Annotated in this window: 20 protein-coding genes; 9 read left to right on the top strand and 11 right to left on the bottom strand. The window is 68.5% G+C overall.

Annotated elements, in window-relative coordinates; translation table 11 throughout:
* The first annotated feature begins 399 nt into the window (after positions 1-399).
* Both EKG36_RS19575 and EKG36_RS19570 read left to right on the top strand, forming a co-directional pair.
* A complete protein-coding gene (locus tag EKG36_RS19575) occupies positions 400-600 on the top strand; it encodes a DUF2905 domain-containing protein (RefSeq protein WP_126486961.1) in 201 nt (66 codons plus the stop codon).
* A gap of 95 nt (positions 601-695) precedes the next feature.
* A complete protein-coding gene (locus EKG36_RS19570) occupies positions 696-2,513 on the top strand; it encodes a cation:proton antiporter (RefSeq protein ID WP_126486960.1) in 1,818 nt (605 codons plus the stop codon).
* Between the two features lie 75 nt (positions 2,514-2,588).
* Here EKG36_RS19570 and trpC read toward each other — a convergent pair whose 3' ends face one another.
* From trpC to EKG36_RS19545, 5 genes are all read right to left on the bottom strand, one after another.
* Positions 2,589-3,395 (bottom strand): indole-3-glycerol phosphate synthase TrpC, encoded by an 807-nt coding sequence (trpC, locus tag EKG36_RS19565; protein WP_126486959.1) that lies wholly within the window; start codon positions 3,393-3,395, stop codon positions 2,589-2,591.
* A 21-nt stretch (positions 3,396-3,416) separates the two neighbouring features.
* Entirely contained in the window at positions 3,417-4,436 is a 1,020-nt protein-coding gene (gene trpD, locus EKG36_RS19560) for an anthranilate phosphoribosyltransferase (RefSeq protein WP_126486958.1), read from the bottom strand.
* 30 nt (positions 4,437-4,466) lie between these two features.
* The gene (locus EKG36_RS19555; protein WP_126486957.1) at positions 4,467-5,051 is read right to left on the bottom strand and encodes an anthranilate synthase component II; all 585 of its coding nucleotides are present in this window, start codon (positions 5,049-5,051) and stop codon (positions 4,467-4,469) included.
* Positions 5,052-5,300: 249 nt separating this feature from the next.
* Positions 5,301-6,794 (bottom strand): anthranilate synthase component I, encoded by a 1,494-nt coding sequence (gene trpE / locus EKG36_RS19550; protein WP_126486962.1) that lies wholly within the window; start codon positions 6,792-6,794, stop codon positions 5,301-5,303.
* A 247-nt stretch (positions 6,795-7,041) separates the two neighbouring features.
* A complete protein-coding gene (locus EKG36_RS19545; protein ID WP_126486956.1) occupies positions 7,042-7,707 on the bottom strand; it encodes a phosphoglycolate phosphatase in 666 nt (221 codons plus the stop codon).
* A 279-nt stretch (positions 7,708-7,986) separates the two neighbouring features.
* Here EKG36_RS19545 and EKG36_RS19540 point away from each other — a divergent pair, with 279 nt between their 5' ends.
* Positions 7,987-9,282 (top strand): NAD(P)/FAD-dependent oxidoreductase, encoded by a 1,296-nt coding sequence (locus EKG36_RS19540; protein WP_126486955.1) that lies wholly within the window; start codon positions 7,987-7,989, stop codon positions 9,280-9,282.
* 75 nt (positions 9,283-9,357) lie between these two features.
* On the opposite strand, the gene EKG36_RS19535 is transcribed toward EKG36_RS19540, so the two are convergent.
* Genes EKG36_RS19535 through rpe form a run of 3 tightly spaced genes read right to left on the bottom strand, consistent with a single transcriptional unit; the run spans position 9,358 to position 11,234 of the window.
* A complete protein-coding gene (locus tag EKG36_RS19535; RefSeq protein WP_126486954.1) occupies positions 9,358-10,212 on the bottom strand; it encodes a mechanosensitive ion channel family protein in 855 nt (284 codons plus the stop codon).
* Between the two features lie 45 nt (positions 10,213-10,257).
* Positions 10,258-10,533 (bottom strand): GIY-YIG nuclease family protein, encoded by a 276-nt coding sequence (locus EKG36_RS19530; RefSeq protein ID WP_126486953.1) that lies wholly within the window; start codon positions 10,531-10,533, stop codon positions 10,258-10,260.
* A 2-nt stretch (positions 10,534-10,535) separates the two neighbouring features.
* Positions 10,536-11,234: a ribulose-phosphate 3-epimerase gene (gene rpe, locus EKG36_RS19525; RefSeq protein WP_126486952.1), complete on the bottom strand. Its 699-nt coding sequence runs from the start codon at positions 11,232-11,234 to the stop codon at positions 10,536-10,538.
* 144 nt (positions 11,235-11,378) lie between these two features.
* On the opposite strand from rpe, the gene ggt reads away from it, so the two are divergent.
* Complete coding sequence (gene ggt / locus EKG36_RS19520) at positions 11,379-13,106, top strand: gamma-glutamyltransferase (RefSeq protein ID WP_126486951.1); 1,728 nt, start codon at positions 11,379-11,381, stop codon at positions 13,104-13,106.
* 36 nt (positions 13,107-13,142) lie between these two features.
* Here the strand turns inward: ggt and EKG36_RS19515 are convergent, their stop codons facing one another.
* Positions 13,143-13,592 (bottom strand): GNAT family N-acetyltransferase, encoded by a 450-nt coding sequence (locus EKG36_RS19515; protein WP_126486950.1) that lies wholly within the window; start codon positions 13,590-13,592, stop codon positions 13,143-13,145.
* Positions 13,593-13,715: 123 nt separating this feature from the next.
* On the opposite strand from EKG36_RS19515, the gene EKG36_RS19510 reads away from it, so the two are divergent.
* Positions 13,716-14,303: a YajG family lipoprotein gene (locus EKG36_RS19510; RefSeq protein WP_126486949.1), complete on the top strand. Its 588-nt coding sequence runs from the start codon at positions 13,716-13,718 to the stop codon at positions 14,301-14,303.
* Positions 14,304-14,374: 71 nt separating this feature from the next.
* Here the strand turns inward: EKG36_RS19510 and EKG36_RS19505 are convergent, their stop codons facing one another.
* Both EKG36_RS19505 and EKG36_RS19500 read right to left on the bottom strand, forming a co-directional pair.
* Entirely contained in the window at positions 14,375-15,016 is a 642-nt protein-coding gene (locus EKG36_RS19505; RefSeq protein ID WP_126486948.1) for a thiopurine S-methyltransferase, read from the bottom strand.
* 10 nt (positions 15,017-15,026) lie between these two features.
* The gene (locus EKG36_RS19500) at positions 15,027-15,662 is read right to left on the bottom strand and encodes a TIGR04211 family SH3 domain-containing protein (RefSeq protein ID WP_126486947.1); all 636 of its coding nucleotides are present in this window, start codon (positions 15,660-15,662) and stop codon (positions 15,027-15,029) included.
* Positions 15,663-16,072: 410 nt separating this feature from the next.
* On the opposite strand from EKG36_RS19500, the gene miaB reads away from it, so the two are divergent.
* From miaB to EKG36_RS19480, 4 genes are all read left to right on the top strand, one after another.
* Entirely contained in the window at positions 16,073-17,416 is a 1,344-nt protein-coding gene (gene miaB / locus EKG36_RS19495; protein ID WP_126486946.1) for a tRNA (N6-isopentenyl adenosine(37)-C2)-methylthiotransferase MiaB, read from the top strand.
* A gap of 83 nt (positions 17,417-17,499) precedes the next feature.
* Positions 17,500-18,603: a PhoH family protein gene (locus EKG36_RS19490; protein ID WP_126486945.1), complete on the top strand. Its 1,104-nt coding sequence runs from the start codon at positions 17,500-17,502 to the stop codon at positions 18,601-18,603.
* Positions 18,600-19,112: an rRNA maturation RNase YbeY gene (ybeY, locus tag EKG36_RS19485; protein WP_126486944.1), complete on the top strand. Its 513-nt coding sequence runs from the start codon at positions 18,600-18,602 to the stop codon at positions 19,110-19,112. Before EKG36_RS19490 ends, ybeY begins: the two co-directional genes overlap by 4 nt.
* Positions 19,109-19,978 (top strand): CorC family transporter, encoded by an 870-nt coding sequence (locus EKG36_RS19480; RefSeq protein WP_126486943.1) that lies wholly within the window; start codon positions 19,109-19,111, stop codon positions 19,976-19,978. The genes ybeY and EKG36_RS19480 overlap by 4 nt, the downstream gene beginning before the upstream one ends.
* The last annotated feature ends 15 nt before the right edge of the window (positions 19,979-19,993 follow it).

Here is a 19,993-nt window from a genome sequence, read left to right as displayed (position 1 = left end):
CCATCTACGCCCAGTCCTGGCAGCCGCGGGTGGAGGACCCGGCCAACGCCGGCCGCCTGCTGGCCAGCGGCTACTCCTGCCGCAGCCAGGCCAAGCGGCTCTCGGATAGCGCCCTGCCGCATCCGCTGCAGGGCCTGCTGGAGGCGCTCCGGCGGGCCGGCTGAACGGTTAGACACGGCACACAACACGGGCACAGGCGACTGTTCGCAGAGGAGGTCCTACGCCATGGGTGAGGAGCACTGCTCCGCGCGAGCTGGCCAGGGATGGCAGCACCGGCCCTGCAAGCGGAGCAGCGCCGCGGGGCGTCGGTAGCGCCTAGGGAAGGGTTCACAGCGCCTCCTCGATGGTCCGGCACCCCGGGAACGGTCGCCTGAACAGCCCCGGCAATGAGGAGGCGAGATGTCCAAGACGCTGATCCTTATCGGCCTGCTGCTGGTCGCCGCCGGGGTCCTCTGGCCCTGGCTCGGCAAGCTGCCCCTCGGGCACCTGCCGGGCGATATTCTGATCCGCCGCGGCAATACCACCATCTACTTTCCCCTCACCACCATGCTGCTGATCAGTGCGGTGCTCTCGCTGATCCTGTGGTGGTGGCAGCGGTGAACCGACATCGACATCGCACATCGAGCCAATGGATTGCATGTGACGGCCGGCGACGCTAGGCTTCGCGCCCTTTCATTCAACGGAGCGCGACGACGATGGAGCATGCCGGCCTCGACCTGGCGGCGATCGGCCTGCTGGCGCTGATCTGCCAATGGCTCGCCTGGCAGCTGAAGCTGCCGGCGATCCTCATGCTGCTGGTGGCCGGCATTGCCGCGGGGCCGGTCACCGGGCTGCTCGACCCCGATGCGCTGTTCGGGGACCTGCTGTTCCCGCTGGTCTCCCTGGCGGTGGCGGTGATCCTCTTCGAGGGCAGCCTAACCCTGAACTTCCGGGAACTGGGCGGCCATGGCCATACCGTGCGTCGCCTGGTGACCGGCGGAGCCCTGATCACCGGGGTGATCGCCACCGTCTCGGCGCACTACCTGCTGGCGCTGTCCTGGGAGATGGCCAGCGTGCTGGGGGCGCTGCTGGTGGTCACCGGCCCCACGGTGATCCTGCCGATGCTGCAGACCCTGCGCGCCCGGGAGCACCTCACCCAGATCCTGCGCTGGGAGGGCATCCTGATCGACCCGGTGGGCGCCATCGGCGCGGTGCTGGTCTACGAATTCGTGGCCCTGGGCTCCGGCAGCGATGCCGCCACCCAGACCCTGCTGCTGTTCGGCAAGACCGCGCTGATCGGCTTTGGGCTGGGCATCGCCGGCGGCCACCTGTGGGGCCAGGTGCTGCGCCGCCATTGGCTGCCCCGCCAGCTGCACAGCTTCGGCACCCTGATGATGATGCTGGCGCTGTTCTCGCTGTCCAACCTGCTGTTCCACGAGTCGGGGCTGCTGACCGTGACGGTGATGGGCGCCTGGCTGGCCAACATGCGGGGCGTGCCGACCCGGCCGATCATCGAGTTCAAGGAGACCCTGTCGGTACTGCTCATCTCGGGGCTGTTCATCCTGCTCGCCGCACGGCTGACGGTGGAGCAGCTGGCGCTGCTGGGCTGGCCTGCCTGGGCCTTTCTCGCCGTGCTGGTGGGGGTCGCCCGTCCGCTGGCGGTGTGGCTGTGCACCCTGGGCAGCCGGCTGGAACTGCGCGAGAAGGCGCTGCTGGCCTTCATCTCGCCCCGGGGGATCGTCGCGGCGGCCACCGCCTCGCTGTTCGCCCTGCGCCTGGAGGAGATCGGCATGCCCGGTGCCGAGATGCTGGTGCCGGTCACCTTCCTGGTGATCATCAGTACCGTCGTGAGTCAGAGTCTGCTGTCGCGCCCCCTGGCCCGCTGGCTGGGGGTGCAGCGCCCCTCCCCCGACGGCGTGCTGATCATCGGCGCCAACCAGGTGGCCCGTGCGGTGGGCAGTCAACTACAGGCGGCCGGGGTCAGCGTAGTGCTGGCCGACAGCAGCTGGGATGCCATCCAGCTGGCCCAGCGGGCGGGGCTGGCCACCTACTACGGCGACCCGCTCTCGGAGCATGCCGCCCAGCACCTGGAGCTCAGCGGCATCGGCTACCTGCTGCCGCTCTCCCCCTACCGCGAACTCAACGATCTGGCGGCGCTGCACTTCGAGCACCTGCTGGGCCGCGACCGGGTCTTCCGGCTGGCCGTCGATGAGGGCCGACGCGCCAACCGTCCCCACGGCCAGGCCCTGGACCACCTGCCGCTGCTGTTCGGGCGCGACGTGACCTTCGCCAAGCTGTCCCGGCTGGTCGCCGAGGGGGGCGAGCTGCGCCGCATTGCCTTCGGCGAGAAGACCCGGCTCGAGGATCAGCGCAATGCCCACGGCAATCGCTGGCTCCCGCTGCTGTGTATCGGCCAGTCCGGTCGTGTTCGCCTGGCCACCGCCGAGGGCGGCCTGTCCCCGAGGCGGGGGGATACCCTGGTCAGCCTGATCTTCGCCGACTCGCCCGCGCGTGAGGCCCGGCCGGCCAGCTGAGCCTGCCCCTGCCTGCGACGGGCTCGCCCCGGCTGCATGAGCCGGGGCGAGCGGGGACGGACGGCCGGCGCCTACCTAGAAGAACAGCTCGCGCAGGGCCTCGCCGGGATCCTCGCGACGCATCAAGGCCTCGCCCACCAGGAAACCGTGGACATCGTGCTCGCGCATGCGCAGCACGTCGCCACGGGTGTGGATGCCGGATTCGGTGATCACGGTCACCTCGGGAGGGATGCGCTCCAGCAGCTCCAGGGTGGTCTCCAGCCGGGTATCGAAGGTGTGCAGGTCGCGATTGTTGATGCCCACCAGGCGCAGGTCCAGCGCCAGGGCACGTTCCAGCTCCCGGGCATCGTGGACCTCGACCAGCACGTCCATGCCGAGCTCGGTCGCCTGGCGGTGGAGATCCGCCAGGCGCTCATCGTCGAGAGCGGCGACGATCAGCAGGATGCAGTCGGCGCCGATGGCACGGGCCTCGCTGACCTGGTAGCCGTGGGTGATGAAGTCCTTGCGGATCACCGGCAGCGCGCAGGCCTCCCGGGCCTCGATCAGGAAGTCCTCGTGGCCCTGGAAGAAGTCGGCATCGGTGAGCACCGACAGGCAGGCCGCCCCGCCGGCGGCATAGCGCTCGGCGATCTCGCCGGGACGGAAGTCCTCGCGGATCACCCCCTTGGACGGCGAGGCCTTCTTGATCTCGGCAATGACGCCGGGATCGCCGTCGCGGATGCGCTCATCCAGCGCCGCCACGAAGCCCCGCGGGGCGGACTGCTCGGCGGCCAGGCGCAGTAGCTCGGCCTCCGGCACGGCCCGTTGGCGCTCGACGACCTCCTCGTCCTTGCGCGCCAGGATGCGGGTCAGGATGGTCGGGGTCTCGGAAGGTGCGGTCATGTCGGTGTCCTGGGTGGCGGCCTACTGGGCGAAGACGCGGGTGAAGTTGGTCAGTTCCTTGAGCTTCTCCAGGGCCAGCTTGGCATCCTGGGCATCCTGGGCCATGGCGACGCCCTCCTCGAGGGTGTCGGCGACCCCGGCGGCATAGAGGGCCGCCCCGGCGTTGAGCGCCACGATGTCCGCCGCCGGCCCCTCGCCCACCAGGGCCTGCTCCACCAGGCGCAGGCTGTCCTCGGCGGTCTGCACCCGCAGGGCGTCGAGGTCGTGGCGGGCAATGCCGAAGTCCTCGGGGGCGATGGTGTACTCGCGGATCTCGCCGTCCTTGAGCTCCGCCACCCGGGTCGGCGCCGCCAGCGAGATCTCGTCCAGGCCGTCCTCGGCGCAGACCACCAGCACGTGCTCGCTGCCCAGGCGACGCAGCACCTCGGCCATCAGCGGCAATAGCGAGGCCGAGTAGACGCCCAGCAGCTGGTTGGGAGCCCCGGCCGGGTTGGTCAGCGGTCCCAGGATGTTGAACAGGGTTCGCACCCCCATCTCGCGGCGCGCCGTGATGGCATGGCGCATGGCCGGATGGTGGTTGGGCGCGAACATGAAGCCGACGCCGACCTCCTCGATGCAACGCTCCACCTGTCCCGGGTCCAGGTCCAGGTCGATGCCGGCCACGGCGAACAGGTCGGCGCTGCCCGAGGACGACGACACCCCGCGGTTGCCGTGCTTGGCCACGTGGGCCCCGCCGGCGGCGGCGACAAAACTCGCCGCGGTGGAAACATTGAACAGGTTGGCACCGTCACCGCCGGTGCCGACGATGTCCACCACGTTCTCGGCGCTCAGCCGCACCGGCGTCATCAGCTCGCGCATCACTTGGGCGGCGGCGCTGATCTCCTCGGCGGACTCGCCCTTCATCGCCATGCCCATCAGGAAGGCGGCGACCTGGGCGTCGGTGGCCTCCCCGGTCATGATGGTCATCATCACCCGGTGGGTCTGGTCGAAGCTAAGGTCCTCGCGGCGCATCACCGCGCCGAGGGCTTCCCGCATCTGCATGGCCGTCTTCTCCTTTGGCAATGGCACGTATCAGCGACGCTCAAGAAAGTTGGCCAGCAGCTCGTGGCCCTGGCGCGTGAGGATCGATTCGGGGTGGAACTGGACGCCCTCGATATCCAGCTCGCGGTGGCGCATGCCCATCACCAGCCCGGGGGTAACATCATCGGCGTCGGTCCAGGCGGTGACCTCCAGGCAGTCCGGCAGGCTCTCGCGCTCCACCACCAGCGAATGATAGCGAGTGACCTCCAGGGGATCCTCGAGGCCGGCGAAGACCCCCACCCCGAGGTGGCGGATGCGCGAGGTCTTGCCATGCATCACCTGGGGAGCGCGCAGCACCTTGCCGCCGTAGACCTGGCCGATGGCCTGGTGCCCCAGGCAGATGCCGAGGATCGGCAGGCGGCCGGCGAAGTGGCGGATCGCCGCCATGGAGATCCCCGCCTCGTTGGGCGTGCAGGGGCCCGGCGAGATCACCAGGTGGCTCGGAGCGCGGGCCTCGATCTGCTCCAGGGTGATGGCGTCGTTGCGGTAGGTGGCCACATCGGCCCCCAACTCGCCAAGGTACTGCACCACGTTGAAGGTGAAACTGTCGTAGTTGTCGATCATCAGCACGGACATGGCAATAGCGTCCTGTTATCCATCATCAGCGTTCGAAAGCGGTATGGTCACCCGGTCGGCGTCCGGGGCGTCCTGGTGTCGGGGCCAGCCGTGCAGGGATGTGCAGACACAAAAATGCCGCCCTGACGGCGGCATTTCCTTCGGTCGCAAGCGTGCCGCCCCTCGCTCAGGAGCGCCACCACTGGATCGGACCGACTGTGCATTGTGATGCGTTCATGGGGCAATAGTGCTGCCCGACGGCGATCCCTGTCAAGGCGACTCCAGGTTGTCCAGGCCTTGCTCGGCCATGGCCACGGCGCGGAACAGCGCCCGCCCCTTGTTGAGGGTCTCCTGCCACTCGAGCTCGGGCACCGAGTCGGCCACGACACCGGCACCGGCCTGGACATGCAGCTCGCCGTCCTTGATCACCGCGGTGCGGATGGCGATGGCGGTGTCCATGTTGCCGTGCCAGGAGAGATAGCCCACGGCCCCGGAGTAGACCCCGCGCTTGACCGGCTCGAGCTCGTCGATGATCTCCATGGCGCGGATCTTCGGCGCCCCGGAGAGCGTGCCCGCCGGAAAGGTGGCACGCAGGGCATCCATGGCCGAGAGCCCCGGCTTGAGCCGGCCGGTGACGTTGGAGACGATGTGCATCACGTGGGAATAGCGCTCCACCACCATCTGGTCGGAGACCTTCACCGTGCCGGTCTCGCTGATACGGCCGACATCGTTGCGCCCCAGGTCGATCAGCATCAGGTGCTCGGCGACTTCCTTGGGGTCGGCCAGCAGGTCGGCCTCCAGGGCACGATCTTCCGCCTCGCTGCGGCCGCGCACCCGGGTGCCGGCGATCGGTCGCACGGTGACCTCGCCGTCCTCCAGGCGGGTGAGGATCTCCGGCGAGGAGCCCACCACCTGGTGGTCGCCCAGGTTGAAGTAGAACATGTAGGGCGAAGGATTCAGGCTGCGCAGCGCCCGATACAGGTCCAGCGGAGGCGCCTGGTAGGGGATCGACATGCGCTGGGAGGGCACGCACTGCATGATATCGCCGGCCAGCACGTATTCCTTGATGGTCTCCACCGCGGCCTTGAAGCCCTCCTCCGTGAAGCCCGAGGTGAAGTGCCCCTCCTCCACCGCGGCGCGGCCGGTGCCGGGGCTGCTGGCCTGGATGGCCGTCTCGCGCAGGGAGGCCTCGAGCCGCCCCAGCTTCGCCACCGCCTGGCGGTAGGCCTCCGGTTCGGCGGGGTCGGCATGGGTCCACAGGGTCAGGCGGCCGGAGAGGTTGTCGAACACCACCAGGTCGTTGCACACCAGCAGCAGGATATCCGGCACGCCCAGCGGGTCCGGCTTCTCCACGCCGCGCAGGCGCGGCTCGATGTAGCGGATGGTGTCGTAGCCGAAGTAGCCGACCAGGCCACCGTCGAAGCGCGGCTGGTCGTCGAGGCGGGGCACCCTGAAGCGCGCCTGGAAGTCCTCGATCCAGGCCAGCGGGTCGGCGACCTCCACCGCGCCCTCGTCATGGCCGTCGACGATATGGCTGACGGTGAAGCCGCGCACTTCGATGCGCTCGTGGCTGGGCAGGCCGATGATCGAGTAGCGGCCCCACTTCTCGCCACCCTGCACGGACTCCAGCAGGAAGGTCCAGGGCGCATCGGCGAGCTTGAGGTAGGTGGACAGCGGCGTGTCGAGGTCGGCCAGTACCTCGCGGGTGACCGGGATGCGGTTATAGCCGGCCGCGGCCAGCTCACGGAAGCGTTCGGGGGTCATCATGGGCCCGGGTCCTCGCGGTGGGAAAGACGATGGTCAGTCGAGCGACGCCCCTGGGGAGCGTCCGGTCAGGCGAGCGTCACCATCGCCAGCCGCCGGTCAGGCCAGGGCATGCGGGGGAACAGGTGGCGTTGCGGCGGGAAAAGGCATCCAGCGTCATGCGGGTGTCCATCGGAGGAGATCGCGAGATCCGTTATAACGAAAAACTATTGATATTGCACATTATTATAGCGCAATCCAAATCACCCTAAACGAGTTCCGCCAGCGATTCAACTGTGCCATCCGGGCGGCTGAGGCTCACCGGTTCCCCGTGATTGTAGCCATAGGGCACCGCCAGGGTGCGAAAGCCTGCTGCCCGGCCGGCGGCGATGTCGTGGCGGGAATCGCCGACCATCAGGCCGTGACGCGGCGCCACCGCCAGGCGGCTGGCGGCATGGATCAGCGGCAGGGGGTCGGGCTTGCGGCGTGGCAGGCTGTCACCGCCCAGGCAGAGGGCGAAATGCGCGGCCAGGCCGAAGCGCTCGAGGATCGGCGCGATGAAGGCCGCGGGCTTGTTGGTGACCAGTACCAGCGGGAGCCCCGCATCGCGCAGGCCATCCAGTGCCGGCCGCACGCCGGGATACAGCCGGGTACGCTCACAGGGCGCGCGGCCATAGTGGACCAGGAAGGCCGCGTGGACCGCCTCGAGTCGGGCGTCCGAGGGGGACTGGCCCACGGCGTCGTGGAGGGCCCGCTCCATCAGCACCCGGGAGCCGTTGCCGACCCAGTCGCGCACCCGGGCCTCGCCCGGCGCGGCCAGTCCCTGGTCACGCAGGGCGGCATCCACCGCGGCGGCCAGGTCGGGCACGGAGTCCACCAGGGTGCCGTCGAGGTCGAAGGCGACCAGTCGGATGTCGGCCAGGAGTGGGTGCATAGCGGTTTCCTCGGGACAGTGGATGACGGACGGCAGGCGGCGGCTGCGCCACCCTGCGCATGTAATATTACGAAAAACATGCCTGATACCCTGATGAGGGCATAGGCAGGGGCGCGCAAGAGGCATATTCTAGGGTCAGCCGTCGCCGTTACCCGGCCGGAGTCCTCACGATGCCATGGCTGCCGCGTGTCCGCAGCCCGATGACACCGGACGAGACACCCGAGCGGACCCAGGCGACCCATTTAGGTTCTACCTCTTCATTCCTGACAGGAGTCTCCCATGACCCTACCACGCATCGTGGTGGTCGGCGGTGGCGCGGGCGGACTCGAGCTGGTGACCCGGCTCGGCCGCAAGTTCGGCAAGCGCAAGCGTGCCGAGATCGTGCTCGTCGACCGCAACTCCACCCACATCTGGAAGCCCCTGCTGCATGAGGTCGCCACCGGCGCCCTGGACTCCGGTCTCGACGAGATCTCCTACCAGGGCCACGCCCGGGCCAATGGCTATCGTTTCCAGCTCGGCACCCTGTGCGACCTGGACCGGGAAACCCGCACCCTGACCCTGGCCCCGGTGTTCGACGACGACGGCGAGGAGGTGCTGCCCTCGCGGACCCTGGCCTATGACGAGCTGGTGATGGCCGTCGGCAGCGTCAGCAACGACTTCGGCACCCCCGGGGTCGGCGAGCACTGCCACTTCCTCGACAGTCCCCAGCAGGCCGAGGCGTTCCGCAAGGCCATGCTCAATGCCTTCCTGCGCTACAACGCCCCCCGGGAGACGCCCTCGCGCATGAGGGTGGGCATCGTCGGGGCCGGCGCCACCGGCGTGGAGCTCGCCGCCGAGCTGCATGGCGCCTCCCAGATGCTCAACAGCTACGGCCTGACCACGCTGGACAGCGAGCACCTCGAGGTGCACCTGATCGAGGCGGCCCCCAAGGTGCTGCCCGCGCTGCCGGACCGCATCAGCCGGGCGGTGCACGCCGAGCTGGAACGGCTGGGAGTGGGCGTCCATGTGGGCACCCGAGTCACCCAGGTCGAACCCCACGCCATCCTCACCGCCGACGGCGAGCGCATCGAAACCGACCTCAGCGTCTGGGCCGCCGGCATCAAGGCCCCGGCCTTTCTCTCGACGCTTGGCCTGTCCACCGAGCCCAACCATCGCCTCAAGGTGACAGAGACCCTGCAGAGCGTCGATGACGAGCACATCTTCGCCTTCGGCGACTGCGCCAGCTGCCCCCAGCAGGACGGCTCGGTCGTCCCGCCCCGGGCCCAGGCCGCCCATCAGCAGGCCGCGCGCCTCTACCGCAACCTGGCGGCCCGGCTCGAGGACCGGTCGCTCAAGCCGTTCGTCTTCCGCGACCGCGGCTCATTGATCTCGCTGGCCCACTTCGATGCCATCGGCAGCCTGATGCGCGGGGCCTCGGCGCGCAGCCTGTTCGTCGAGGGCCACCTCGCCAAGTTCTTCTATGCCTCGCTTTATCGCATGCACCAGCGCGCCATCCACGGAGCGCTGAAGACCGGCCTGATGGTGGTGGTCGACGGCCTGAACCGCTTCATCAAGCCGCGCCTCAAGCTGCACTGATCCCCGCCCGATGCCGCAAGACAAGGGGCCGCCGGACATCCGGCGGCCCCTTTCACGGTGGCGTGGCAAGACGGCTCAGCGCTCGAGGGGCGCCGCGCTGCGTGCCTCCCGCGTCTCGGGGTGGTGGTAGACATGCACGTCGCGCTGGGGAAAGGGGATGCTGATGCCCACGGCGTCGAAGCGCCGCTTGATCTCCTCGGTCATCTCCCAGTGGACGTCCCAGTAGTCCTCCGCCTTGACCCAGGGCCGCACGATCCAGCTCACGCTGGAGTCGCCCATGGCGCTCATGCGGATGTTCGGCGCCGGGTCCGCCAGCACCCGGGGGTCGTCGGCCACCACGCCCTGCAGCACCCGGCGCACGGTGTCGATATCGTCGTCGTAGCCGACGCCCACCACCAGGTCCACCCGGCGGGTGGCGTGGCTCGAGTAGTTGGTGATGGCCCCGCTCATCATCTGGCCGTTGGGCACGATGATCTTGCGGTTGTCGGCGGTCTTGAGCTCGGTGGTGAAGATCTGGACGTCATCGATCACTCCGGCCACGCCGCCGGCCTCGACGTAGTCACCGATCTTGTAGGGGCGGAAGATGATCACCAGCACCCCGGCGGCGAAGTTGGCCAGCGAGCCCTGCAGGGCGAGGCCGACGGCCAGGCCGGCGGCACCGATCACCGCGATCAGCGAGGTGGTCTGGATGCCCACCTGGCTGATCGCCGCCAGCACCACGAAGATCATCAGCAGGGCATAGAGCATATTGCCCAGGAACTTGACCAGCAGCGGGTCGAGCTTGCCGCGCTGCATGGCCTTGAGCGAGAGGCCGTGGGCGAGCTTCGCCGCCCAGCGCCCGACCAGGAAGATGGCGGCGGCCGCCACCAGGTTGATGAGGAAGTTCGTGCCCTGCATCTGGACGAAATCGGTGATCCATTGGCTATCCATGGGGACTCCCTGTGCCGGCGGGGCCACGCCCCGCCTTCCTTGTGGTCATTCGCTGGCCCGACGCCGGGCCAGCCACTGTCGCTTCGCCGCGGCGGTCAGGCGCTTGACGGCGGCTTCCCGTCGCAGCGCCTCGCCCCGGTCACCGACGCGTTCGTGATGCAGCAGAACCAGCGGCCCCTTGCCCCGCAGGGCCTTGGCCCCTCGCCCGGCGCGATGCTCGGCCAGGCGCCGGGACACGTCGGTGGTGATGCCGGTATAGAGCGCCCCGCCGGCCGTCTCGATCACGTAGAGGTGCCAGTCCGCTGGCGCCGACACGGCCATCCTCAGGCCTCGGCCAGGGCCCGGCGAAAGTCGCGCATGACGCTGTCGTAGCGGTGCGGGTCGGCGGCATTGCGTGCCTTGAACACCGCCGAGCCGGCCACGAAGGTGTCCGCCCCGGCCCGGGCGATCTCGGCGATGTTGTCCACCTTGACGCCGCCGTCGATCTCCAGGCGGATATCGCGGCCCGAGGCATCGATGCGCCGCCGCGCCTCACGCAGCTTGTCCAGGGTCCCGGGGATGAACGACTGCCCCCCGAAGCCGGGGTTGACGCTCATCAGCAGCACCATGTCGACCTTGTCCATCACGTAGTCCAGAAAGGACAGCGGCGTGGCCGGATTGAACACCAGGCCCGCCTTGCAGCCGCCGTCGCGGATCAGCTGCAGGGAGCGGTCGATGTGCTCGGAGGCCTCGGGGTGGAAGGTGATGTAGGTGGCGCCGGCATCGATGAAGTCGCCGATCAGCCGGTCCACCGGCTTGACCATCAGATGGGCGTCGATAGGCGCGGTCACGCCATGCTTGCGCAGGGCCTCGCAGACCATGGGGCCGATGGTCAGGTTGGGGACATAGTGGTTGTCCATCACGTCGAAGTGGACGATATCCGCCCCGGAGGCGAGCACATCGTCGACCTCCTCGCCGAGGCGCGCGAAATCGGCGGAGAGGATCGAGGGGGCGATCTGGAAATCGGGTCGGGAATCGGTCATGGCGACGATCGGGTCCTGTGAGAGTCGATGGGCACGATGGGCGATATTCTAACAGCATCCGGCGGGCCCTCGGGTGCCTTGCGGGATCGCCGCTCCCGGTCGATAGTGATCAGTCGTGCCTCAACCGCGACAAGGAGATGTCATATGCCCCACCGTCTTTCCCGCCCGCTGGGCGCCGCACTGCTCGCCGGCAGCCTGCTCTGCGCCCCGCCGCTGCTTGCCCAGCCGGCGATCCTCGAGGGCGAACGCTTCCACCCCGAGGAAGGTAGCCAGGGCATGGTGGCCACCAGCCACTTCCTGGCCTCCCAGGTCGCCCGCGAGGTTCTCGCCGCGGGCGGCAATGCCGTGGATGCCGCCGTGACCGCCGGCTTCGCCCTGGCGGTCACCCAGCCCCGCTCGGGCAACATCGGCGGCGGCGGCTTCATGCTGATCTCCGACGAGGACAGCGGCGAGGTCATCGCCATCGACTACCGGGAGACCGCCCCGGCCGCCGCCACCGAGACCATGTTCCAGGACGAGGACGGCAACGCCGTCTCCGAGTGGTCGCGTTTCACCCATCGCGCTGCCGGGGTACCCGGCACCGTGGCCGGCCTGTCCCTGGCCCTGGAGAAATACGGCACCCTGAGCCTGGCCGAGGCGCTGGCCCCGGCGATCCGCCTCGCCGAGGACGGCTTCGCGGTCCCGCAGCGCTTCGTCGACGGCGTCAGCGAGGCCAGCGAGCGGCTGACCAAGTGGGAGTCGACCCGGGCGATGTTCTTCAAGGAGGACGGCAGCCCCTACGCGGTGGGGGACACCTTCCGCCAGCCGGACCTCGCGGCGACCCTCCGACGCATCGCCGAGCAGGGCCCCCGGGAATTCTACGCGGGCGAGACCGCCGAACTGATCGTCGCCGAGATGGCGCGCCACGACGGCCTGATCACCCGCGAGGACCTGGCCAGCTATCAGCCGGTGATCCGCGAGCCCAGCCACGGCAACTATCGCGGGTACGACGTCTATGCCATGAGCCCGCCCTCCTCGGGCGGGGCCCATATCGTGCAGATGCTCAACATTCTCGAGGCCTATGACATCGGCGGGATGGGCTTCGGCGCCGCCAACACCCTCCATGTGATGGCCGAGGCGATGAAGCGCGCCTATGCCGATCGCTCTGAGTACCTGGGCGACACCGACTTCGTCGAGGTCCCCCTCGCGGGCATCACCTCCGAGGGCTATGCCGACGAGCTGCGCGCCCAGATCGCCATGGACCGGGCCACCCCGAGCGACGCGATCGCGCCGGGCAATCCGCTGCCCTACGAGTCCAACGAGACCACCCACTTCTCCATCGCCGACGACGACGGCCTGGCGGTCTCCAATACCTACACCATCAACTTCAGCTATGGCTCGGGCATCGCCGTGGCGGGGGCCGGCTTTCTGCTCAACAACGAGATGGACGACTTCTCCGCCAAGCCCGGCGTGCCCAATGCCTACGGCCTGATCGGCGGCGAGGCCAACAAGATCGAGCCGGGCAAGCGCATGCTGTCGTCGATGACGCCGACCATCGTCAAGCGCGACGGGGAGAACTTCCTGATCACCGGCAGCCCCGGCGGCTCGCGGATCATCACCACCACCCTGCAGGTGCTGATGAACGTCATCGACCACGACATGAACATCCAGTCGGCGGTCAGCGCCCCGCGGATCCACCACCAGTGGCTGCCCGACGAGCTGCGCATCGAGGCCGGCTTCAGCCCCGACACCCTCGCGCTGCTGGAAGGCAAGGGCCACACCGTCAGCCAGCAATCGGCGATGGGCGCCGCCCAGTCGATCGTGATCGAGGACGGCCGCTTCTTCGGCGGGGCCGACCCGCGGCGCTCCACCTCCTCGGCCATGGGCCTCTAGTCGGCTCCTCTCCGCTCCCGGCCGGGGGGCGGGGCCTCAGCCGCGTCCGCGGCAGCTCCGGCGGCGGGTCCAGATCATCAGGGTCTCGGGCTCGCCGCTGGCCGGCTCCTCGGTTTCCAGGTAGGCATGGAACCCCAGCCGCCGGTAGAAGGAGACGGCGCGCACGTTGCGCGAGAAGACCCGCAGGGTAATGCGCTCGCTGAGCGCCATGACATGGGCCATCAGCTCCGAGCCATGCCCGTAGCCCTGGGCCTTGGGATCGACGAACAGCGCCTCGAGGTGCGCGCCGCGCATGGCCGCGAAGCCGACCACCCGGCCGCCGGCGTCCAGCACCTGGATCCGGCAGTCGGGCAGGCACTGCCGGGTCATCTCCTCGACGCGGGCGGCCCAGATGTCCTCGTCCAGGAAGGGATGGGCCAGGCGGGAGGCCCGCCGCCAGATCTCGACGATGGCGGGCATGTCCTCCGGGGTGGCGGGTCGGATCATGACGACATTCCTGTGATGATGCTTGCAGTGTATGCCGTCCTGCCCCGCTCGGCCTGCCGGATGCTGCAGGCCGCGGCTCGGGGACGATATACTCGGGGCTCACTCGCTTTAGGAGGTCCGCCCATGCGATGCCGCATCCTGCTCGCCTCGATGCTCCTGCTGGCCTCTGGCTGGCTAGCCGGCTGCTCCAGCCCCCACTATCTGCAGCCCGCGCCCAAGCGCAGTGTCGCCGTACCGGTCACCGGCCAGGGCCAGGCGGTAACGGTGGCAGCCGTTGACAGCCGTGACGAGGCGGTGATCGGCACCCGTAGCGGCAGCGCCATGTCCACCGCGGTGATCATCGTCGATCCAGCGACCCTGGAGCCGCGGCTTCAGGCCGAGGCCGAGCGGGCCGTGCAGGAGATGGGCTTCTCCCCGACCCGGGAGGCGGCGCCGGACCGCCCCAGCTTGACCCTGACCCTCGCCCACCTGGGCTACGAACGCGGTGACAGCCCGCCGCTGGTCGGCAGCGCCAGGCTGGAGGCCGTGCTGGTCGCCGAGGCCCGCAATGACGGTACCACCTACACCGGCACCTACACCTCGCGACGCACCCAGCAATACGCGGTACGCCCGGACCAGGAAGCCAATCTCGAGATGATCCAGGGGCTGCTCTCCGACGGCCTCGACCGCGCCTTCAAGGATCCCGAGCTGGGCCGGCTGCTGGCGCGCTGAAGCGGCCATGCAGGCAGCGCGGGCGCCCCTGGGGCGCCCGCGTCGCTGGTTCCCGATGAAGCTGCCGGGTGTCACTCGACCTTGGGGCCGCGGCGGGTCAGCGCCCAGACACTCTCCCGAAAGCCGCTGCCGGGCTCGGGGTCGCCATCCTCGAGGTGACGAAGCTCGAAGTTCGGCGAGAAGAGCGTCTCCACTTCGTCGGCATCGACGCTGTAGGGCGGCCCTCCCTGGTCTCCCGGCGCCCGGATCAGGCTGATCAACAGTCCCCGGGCCCCCGGGGGGAGCAGCTGGGCCAAATGGAAGGCGTAGCGCTGGCGGGTCGCCTCGGGCAGGGCGATCAGCGCCCCCCGATCGTAGAAGGCCCCTAGCTCCGCCGCCTGCTGGATATGGAAGTGGAAGAAGTCCCCGCACCACAGCTCCACGCTGCCCTGACGGCACACCGCGAAACTGTCGTGGTGATAACGGGACACCTCGCCGACGCCCTCGGCCAGGAACTGCTCGACGGCCGTCTCGGCGAGCTCGATGCCAAGCACCGGATGGTCGTGGCTGGCCAGCCAGCGCATGTCGAGGCTCTTGCCGCATAGCGGCACCAGCACCTTGGTGCCGGCCTGGATACCCAAGCCGGGCCAGTGGCGCTTCAGCGAGGGGTGCACCGCCTCGCGGTGGAAACCGATGCGCCCTTCCCGCCAGCGCTGCAGCCATTGGTTATCCATGGGGACCCGCTCAGAACCAGCGGTCGCGCTTGCGACGCCGGCGCGGCAGGTGCGGCACGACCAGGCCCACCAGCAGGCCGGCTCCGGCCACCCCGCCGCCATACATGAAGTAGCGCATCAGCAGGTCTTCCTCCTGGGTATCCAGGCGGGCCTGGAGCTCGCGAATGGTGGCACGGGACTGCTCGGTCTCCGCCTCGAGCTCGTGGTTGCGCGCCTCGAGCTGGGCAATACGCTGCTCCCGCACGTCCAGGGTCTCGGTCATCGAGGCCATGCGGCTCTCCCAGGTCTCGTTGATGCCGGAGAGTTCCTCGGACAGGGACTGGACCCGCGCCTCGAGCTCCGGCAGGCGGACCTGGGCGCTGGGACTGTCCTGCAGCTCGCTGCTAGGCACCCAGACCACGTCGCCGCTGCCGCTGCGCACCCGGGTGTAGTCGCCGCTGGTCTCGAGGACCTCCACCGGCGCACCGGCGGTCAGGGTACCGACGATCCGGTAGCCGTCGGTGGGACCGCTGCGCACATAGGTGGTGAGTTCATCGGAAACCCAGCGAGTGGCGTCCCCGGCCTCGTTTTCCTGGGCCTGCAGCGGCAGGGCCAGGGCCCCGAGTAACACGCCCACTGTCAGTGTCTTGCATCGTTGCATCGTCATGCCATCTTCCTGGCTGTCCAAGGCTCTGTTTGCGCTGCTCTACGGCAATGGCGGCGGTTGGCCGGCACTCCGTTCCGGCAACGACCGCGATGAAAGCGGCCCTGCCGCCAGTCATCCACAGCTTCTGTGGACAAGTGTCGGGAAAACCGCTGGAAAGCGTCGGCCAGGGGGCATGGCTGTCGCCACCGTGACACTTCGATCACTCGCTGACCAGTCGAGCGCCCGTCCCGCGTCCCCTGGCGGCCCCCAAGGGTACCACAGTCGGCCGCTACTGGCGGCGCACGCCCCTGGCCCCTCCCGCCGGGGGTGCGTATAATCGATGCCCTCATCGGAAGGCCTGTCGGCCTCCTTCCTGCGAACGTCCATCCACCGGTGTATCCCGTCGGGCCAAGACGCCACGACCTATTCTTATGGCGAAGAAACTCTTCATCAAGACGCACGGCTGCCAGATGAACGAGTACGATTCCGCACGCATGGCGGATCTGCTCGGCGAATCCCACCAGCTGGAGCTCACCGACGACGAGCGCGAAGCCGACGTCATCCTGCTCAACACCTGCTCGATCCGCGAGAAGGCCCAGGAAAAGGTCTTCCACCAGCTGGGCCGCTGGAAGAAGCTCAAGGAGGCCAATCCCGAGCTGGTGATCGGGGTCGGCGGCTGCGTGGCCAGCCAGGAGGGCGATGCCCTGCGCAAGCGTGCGCCCCATGTGGACATGGTGTTCGGTCCCCAGACCCTGCACCGTGTGCCGTCGATGCTCGACGCCCGCCAGGATGACCAGATCTCGGTGGTCGACGTCACCTTCCCCGAGGTCGAGAAGTTCGATCACCTGCCGCAGCCCAGCTCGGACGGCGCGACCGCCTTCGTTTCCATCATGGAAGGCTGCTCCAAGTACTGTACCTTCTGCGTGGTGCCCTATACCCGCGGCGAGGAGATCTCGCGGCCCTTCGAGGCGGTGATGGACGAGGTCATCCATCTGGCCGACCAGGGGGTTCGCGAGATCAACCTGCTCGGCCAGAACGTCAATGCCTACCGCGGCGAGAACCAGCTCGGCGACGAGATCGACCTGGCCGAGCTGATCGCCTGCGTCGCCGCCGTCGAGGGCGTCGACCGGATCCGCTTCACCACCTCGCATCCGGTGGAGTTCTCGGACAGCCTGATCGAGGCCTACGACGAGGTCCCGGAGCTGGTCAGCCACCTGCACCTGCCGGTGCAGGCCGGTTCCGACCGCGTCCTCGCCGCCATGAAGCGCGGCCACACCGTCGAGGAATACGTCGAGAAGCTGGAGCGCATCCGTGAGCTGCGCCCCGACATCAGCTTCTCATCGGATTTCATCGTCGGCTTTCCCGGCGAGACCGAGGAGGACTTCGCAGCGACCATGGAGCTGATCGGCCGCATCGGCTTCGACGTCTCCTTCAGCTTCGTCTACTCCGCTCGCCCCGGGACCCCGGCGACGGCTCTGCCGGACGAGACCCCGGAGGCGGTCAAGAAGCAGCGCCTGGCAATCCTCCAGGAACGCATCAATCAGCAGGCCATGCAGATCAGCCGGCGCATAGTGGGCAGCACCCAGCGCATCCTGGTCACCGGCTTCTCGCCCAAGGACCCCGGCCAGCTGTCCGGGCGCACCGAGAACAACCGGGTGGTCAACTTCCGCGCCCCCAATCCCACCGAGCTGATCGGCTATTTCGTCGACGTGGAGATCACCGAGGCCCTGCCCAACTCGCTGCGCGGCGAGCTGGCCTCACCGCAACGCTTCTGAGCGCAGCTTTCTTGCATTGCCCCGGCGCCCGCCGGGGCAGTAAGCTGACCCCCGACACTCATCAACGCACGGACCCGCCTGTCTTGAGCCAGCCATCCACTCCGGCCAACCGCATCATCACGCTGAACCTCGAGCCCAACGATCCGCGCCGCCTGGCCAACCTGTGCGGCCAGCGCGACGAACACCTCAAGCTGATCGAGGGCCGGCTCGGCATCACCCTGCGCAACCGCGGCAACGCCTTCCAGCTGGCCGGTCCCGGCCACCGGGTCAAGGCCGCGGCCAACGTCATCGAGCACCTGTACCGCGAAGCCGAGGCCAGCGACCTGACGCCGGATACCGTGCATCTCTTCCTCCAGGAGTCCGGCCTCCAGGCGCTGGAGGAGGACGAGGGCCAGGGCGACGACGACGAGGTACTGCTGCGGACCCCCAAGATGTTGATCAAGCCCCGGGGGCTCAACCAGCAGAGCTACGTCTCGAGCATCCGCGCCCACGACATCAACTTCGGCATCGGCCCCGCCGGCACCGGCAAGACCTACCTGGCCGTGGCCGCCGCCGTGGAGGCGCTGAACCAGCAGGAGGTGCGCCGCATCCTGCTGGTGCGTCCCGCGGTGGAGGCCGGCGAGAAGCTCGGCTTCCTGCCCGGCGACCTGGCCCAGAAGATCGACCCCTACCTGCGCCCGCTCTATGATGCGCTCTACGAGATGATCGGCTTCGAGCAGGTAGCCAAGCTGATCGAGCGCCAGGTGATCGAGATCGCCCCCCTGGCCTACATGCGCGGGCGCACCCTCAACAACGCCTTCATCATCCTCGACGAGAGCCAGAACACCACCCGCGAGCAGATGAAGATGTTTTTGACCCGCATCGGCTTCGGCTCGACGGCGGTGATCACCGGCGACATCACCCAGGTGGACCTGCCGCGGGGCCAGAGTTCGGGGCTGATCCAGGTGCTCGACGTACTCAAGGAGACCCCGGGGATCGGCGTCACCCATTTCGCCGCCAAGGACGTGGTCCGCCATCCGCTGGTCCAGCGCATCATCGAGGCCTACGACCTATTCGAGGCCGAGCAGGAGGCCGAGGAACGCGCCCGGCGCGAGGCCCGAGAGCAGGAGCGCGAGGCCCTGCGTCAGGAAAGACAGCTGGGCCAGGAGCGTCGCAACCGGCAGAACGGGGGTGAGGAGAGCTCATGAGCGAGACCTGCGTCGATCGCCAGGTGGCCCTGGACGCCGAGGGCCTGCCCGCTGAGGCCGAGCTCGAGGCCTGGGTGGCCGCGGTGCTGGCACGCCATCCCCGGGAGTCTCGCCACGAGCTGACGGTGCGCTTCGTTGATAGCGAGGAGAGCCGGGCCCTGAACCGGGACTACCGTGACCGCGACCGGCCCACCAATGTGCTGTCCTTTCCCTTCGAGTGCCCGCCCGGGGTGTCGCTGCCGCTGCTCGGCGACCTGGTGATCTGCCATCCCGTGGTGCTCGCCGAGGCCCGGGATCAGGACAAGAGCCTGGCGGCTCACTACGCTCATATGGTGGTCCACGGCACCCTGCACCTGCTGGGCCATGACCATCTCGAGGACGACGAGGCCGAGGCCATGGAAGCCCTCGAGCGTGACATCCTGGCGGGCCTGGGCATCGCCGATCCGTATCTCACCCCCAGCCCTCCGCACCGCGATTCCGATACCGAGGACGAGAGAGCCGACGCATGAGCGAAGACCGATCGACCGGCCAGGGCAACAAGTCCTGGCTCGAGAAGTTGTTCAGCGCCCTTTCCAGCGACAGCGACGAGCCCAGCTCCCGGGACGAGCTACTGGAATTCCTGCGCCAGGCGGCGACCCGCCTCAAGCTCGAGCAGGACGCCATGATGATCATCGAGGGCGCCCTGAACATCAGCGACCAGCAGGTCCGCGAAGTGCTCATCCCGCGCTCCCAGGTCAATGCCATCGCCCTCGACCAGCCCCTCGAGGAGTACCTGCCGGTGATCCTCGAAACCGGCCACTCCCGCTACCCGGTGATCGGCGAGAACCTCGACGAGGTGAAGGGCATCCTGCTGGTCAAGGACCTGCTTCCCCTGCTGCGCAACGGCAAGGACAACGGCCTGCCCTTCCAGCTCGAGGAGGTGCTGCGGCCGGCGATGTTCGTGCCCGAGTCCAAGCGCCTCAACAGCCTGCTCAAGGAATTCCGCGATACCCACAACCACATGGCAGTGGTGGTGGACGAGTACGGTGGCACTGCGGGCATCGTGACCATCGAGGATATCCTCGAGGAGATCGTCGGCGACATCGAGGACGAGCACGACACCGACGAGGAGGAGGATATCCGTGAACTGGGCGACGAGCGCTACGCGATCCGTGCCCTGACGCCCATCGAGGACTTCAACGAGCGCTTCGGCACGCGCTTCTCCGACGAGGAGTTCGACACCCTGGGCGGCCTGGTGATGCAGCGCTTCGGTCACCTGCCCGGTCGCGGCGAGCATACCGAAATCGGCGGCTGGCGCTTCACGGTGCTCAACGCCGACAACCGTCGCATCCGCCTGCTGGAAGCCGAGCCCGATACCGAGGGCCTCGAGGACTGACGCTCTCCCGACCAT

Source organism: Halomonas nitroreducens, from assembly GCF_003966155.1.
GTDB classification, from domain to species: domain Bacteria; phylum Pseudomonadota; class Gammaproteobacteria; order Pseudomonadales; family Halomonadaceae; genus Halomonas; species Halomonas nitroreducens.
Note: the sequence above shows the minus strand (reverse complement) of the source record. Positions and strands in the feature narration are given on the sequence as shown.

Coding starts and splice junctions, on each gene's coding strand:
- EKG36_RS19575 (WP_126486961.1), top strand. CDS start 400: ATGTCCAAGACGCTGATCCTTATCGGCCTGCTGCTGGTCGCCGCCGGG.
- EKG36_RS19570 (WP_126486960.1), top strand. CDS start 696: ATGGAGCATGCCGGCCTCGACCTGGCGGCGATCGGCCTGCTGGCGCTG.
- trpC (WP_126486959.1), bottom strand. CDS start 3,395: ATGACCGCACCTTCCGAGACCCCGACCATCCTGACCCGCATCCTGGCG.
- trpD (WP_126486958.1), bottom strand. CDS start 4,436: ATGCAGATGCGGGAAGCCCTCGGCGCGGTGATGCGCCGCGAGGACCTT.
- EKG36_RS19555 (WP_126486957.1), bottom strand. CDS start 5,051: ATGTCCGTGCTGATGATCGACAACTACGACAGTTTCACCTTCAACGTG.
- trpE (WP_126486962.1), bottom strand. CDS start 6,794: ATGACCCCCGAACGCTTCCGTGAGCTGGCCGCGGCCGGCTATAACCGC.
- EKG36_RS19545 (WP_126486956.1), bottom strand. CDS start 7,707: ATGCACCCACTCCTGGCCGACATCCGACTGGTCGCCTTCGACCTCGAC.
- EKG36_RS19540 (WP_126486955.1), top strand. CDS start 7,987: ATGACCCTACCACGCATCGTGGTGGTCGGCGGTGGCGCGGGCGGACTC.
- EKG36_RS19535 (WP_126486954.1), bottom strand. CDS start 10,212: ATGGATAGCCAATGGATCACCGATTTCGTCCAGATGCAGGGCACGAAC.
- EKG36_RS19530 (WP_126486953.1), bottom strand. CDS start 10,533: ATGGCCGTGTCGGCGCCAGCGGACTGGCACCTCTACGTGATCGAGACG.
- rpe (WP_126486952.1), bottom strand. CDS start 11,234: ATGACCGATTCCCGACCCGATTTCCAGATCGCCCCCTCGATCCTCTCC.
- ggt (WP_126486951.1), top strand. CDS start 11,379: ATGCCCCACCGTCTTTCCCGCCCGCTGGGCGCCGCACTGCTCGCCGGC.
- EKG36_RS19515 (WP_126486950.1), bottom strand. CDS start 13,592: ATGATCCGACCCGCCACCCCGGAGGACATGCCCGCCATCGTCGAGATC.
- EKG36_RS19510 (WP_126486949.1), top strand. CDS start 13,716: ATGCGATGCCGCATCCTGCTCGCCTCGATGCTCCTGCTGGCCTCTGGC.
- EKG36_RS19505 (WP_126486948.1), bottom strand. CDS start 15,016: ATGGATAACCAATGGCTGCAGCGCTGGCGGGAAGGGCGCATCGGTTTC.
- EKG36_RS19500 (WP_126486947.1), bottom strand. CDS start 15,662: ATGACGATGCAACGATGCAAGACACTGACAGTGGGCGTGTTACTCGGG.
- miaB (WP_126486946.1), top strand. CDS start 16,073: ATGGCGAAGAAACTCTTCATCAAGACGCACGGCTGCCAGATGAACGAG.
- ybeY (WP_126486944.1), top strand. CDS start 18,600: ATGAGCGAGACCTGCGTCGATCGCCAGGTGGCCCTGGACGCCGAGGGC.
- EKG36_RS19480 (WP_126486943.1), top strand. CDS start 19,109: ATGAGCGAAGACCGATCGACCGGCCAGGGCAACAAGTCCTGGCTCGAG.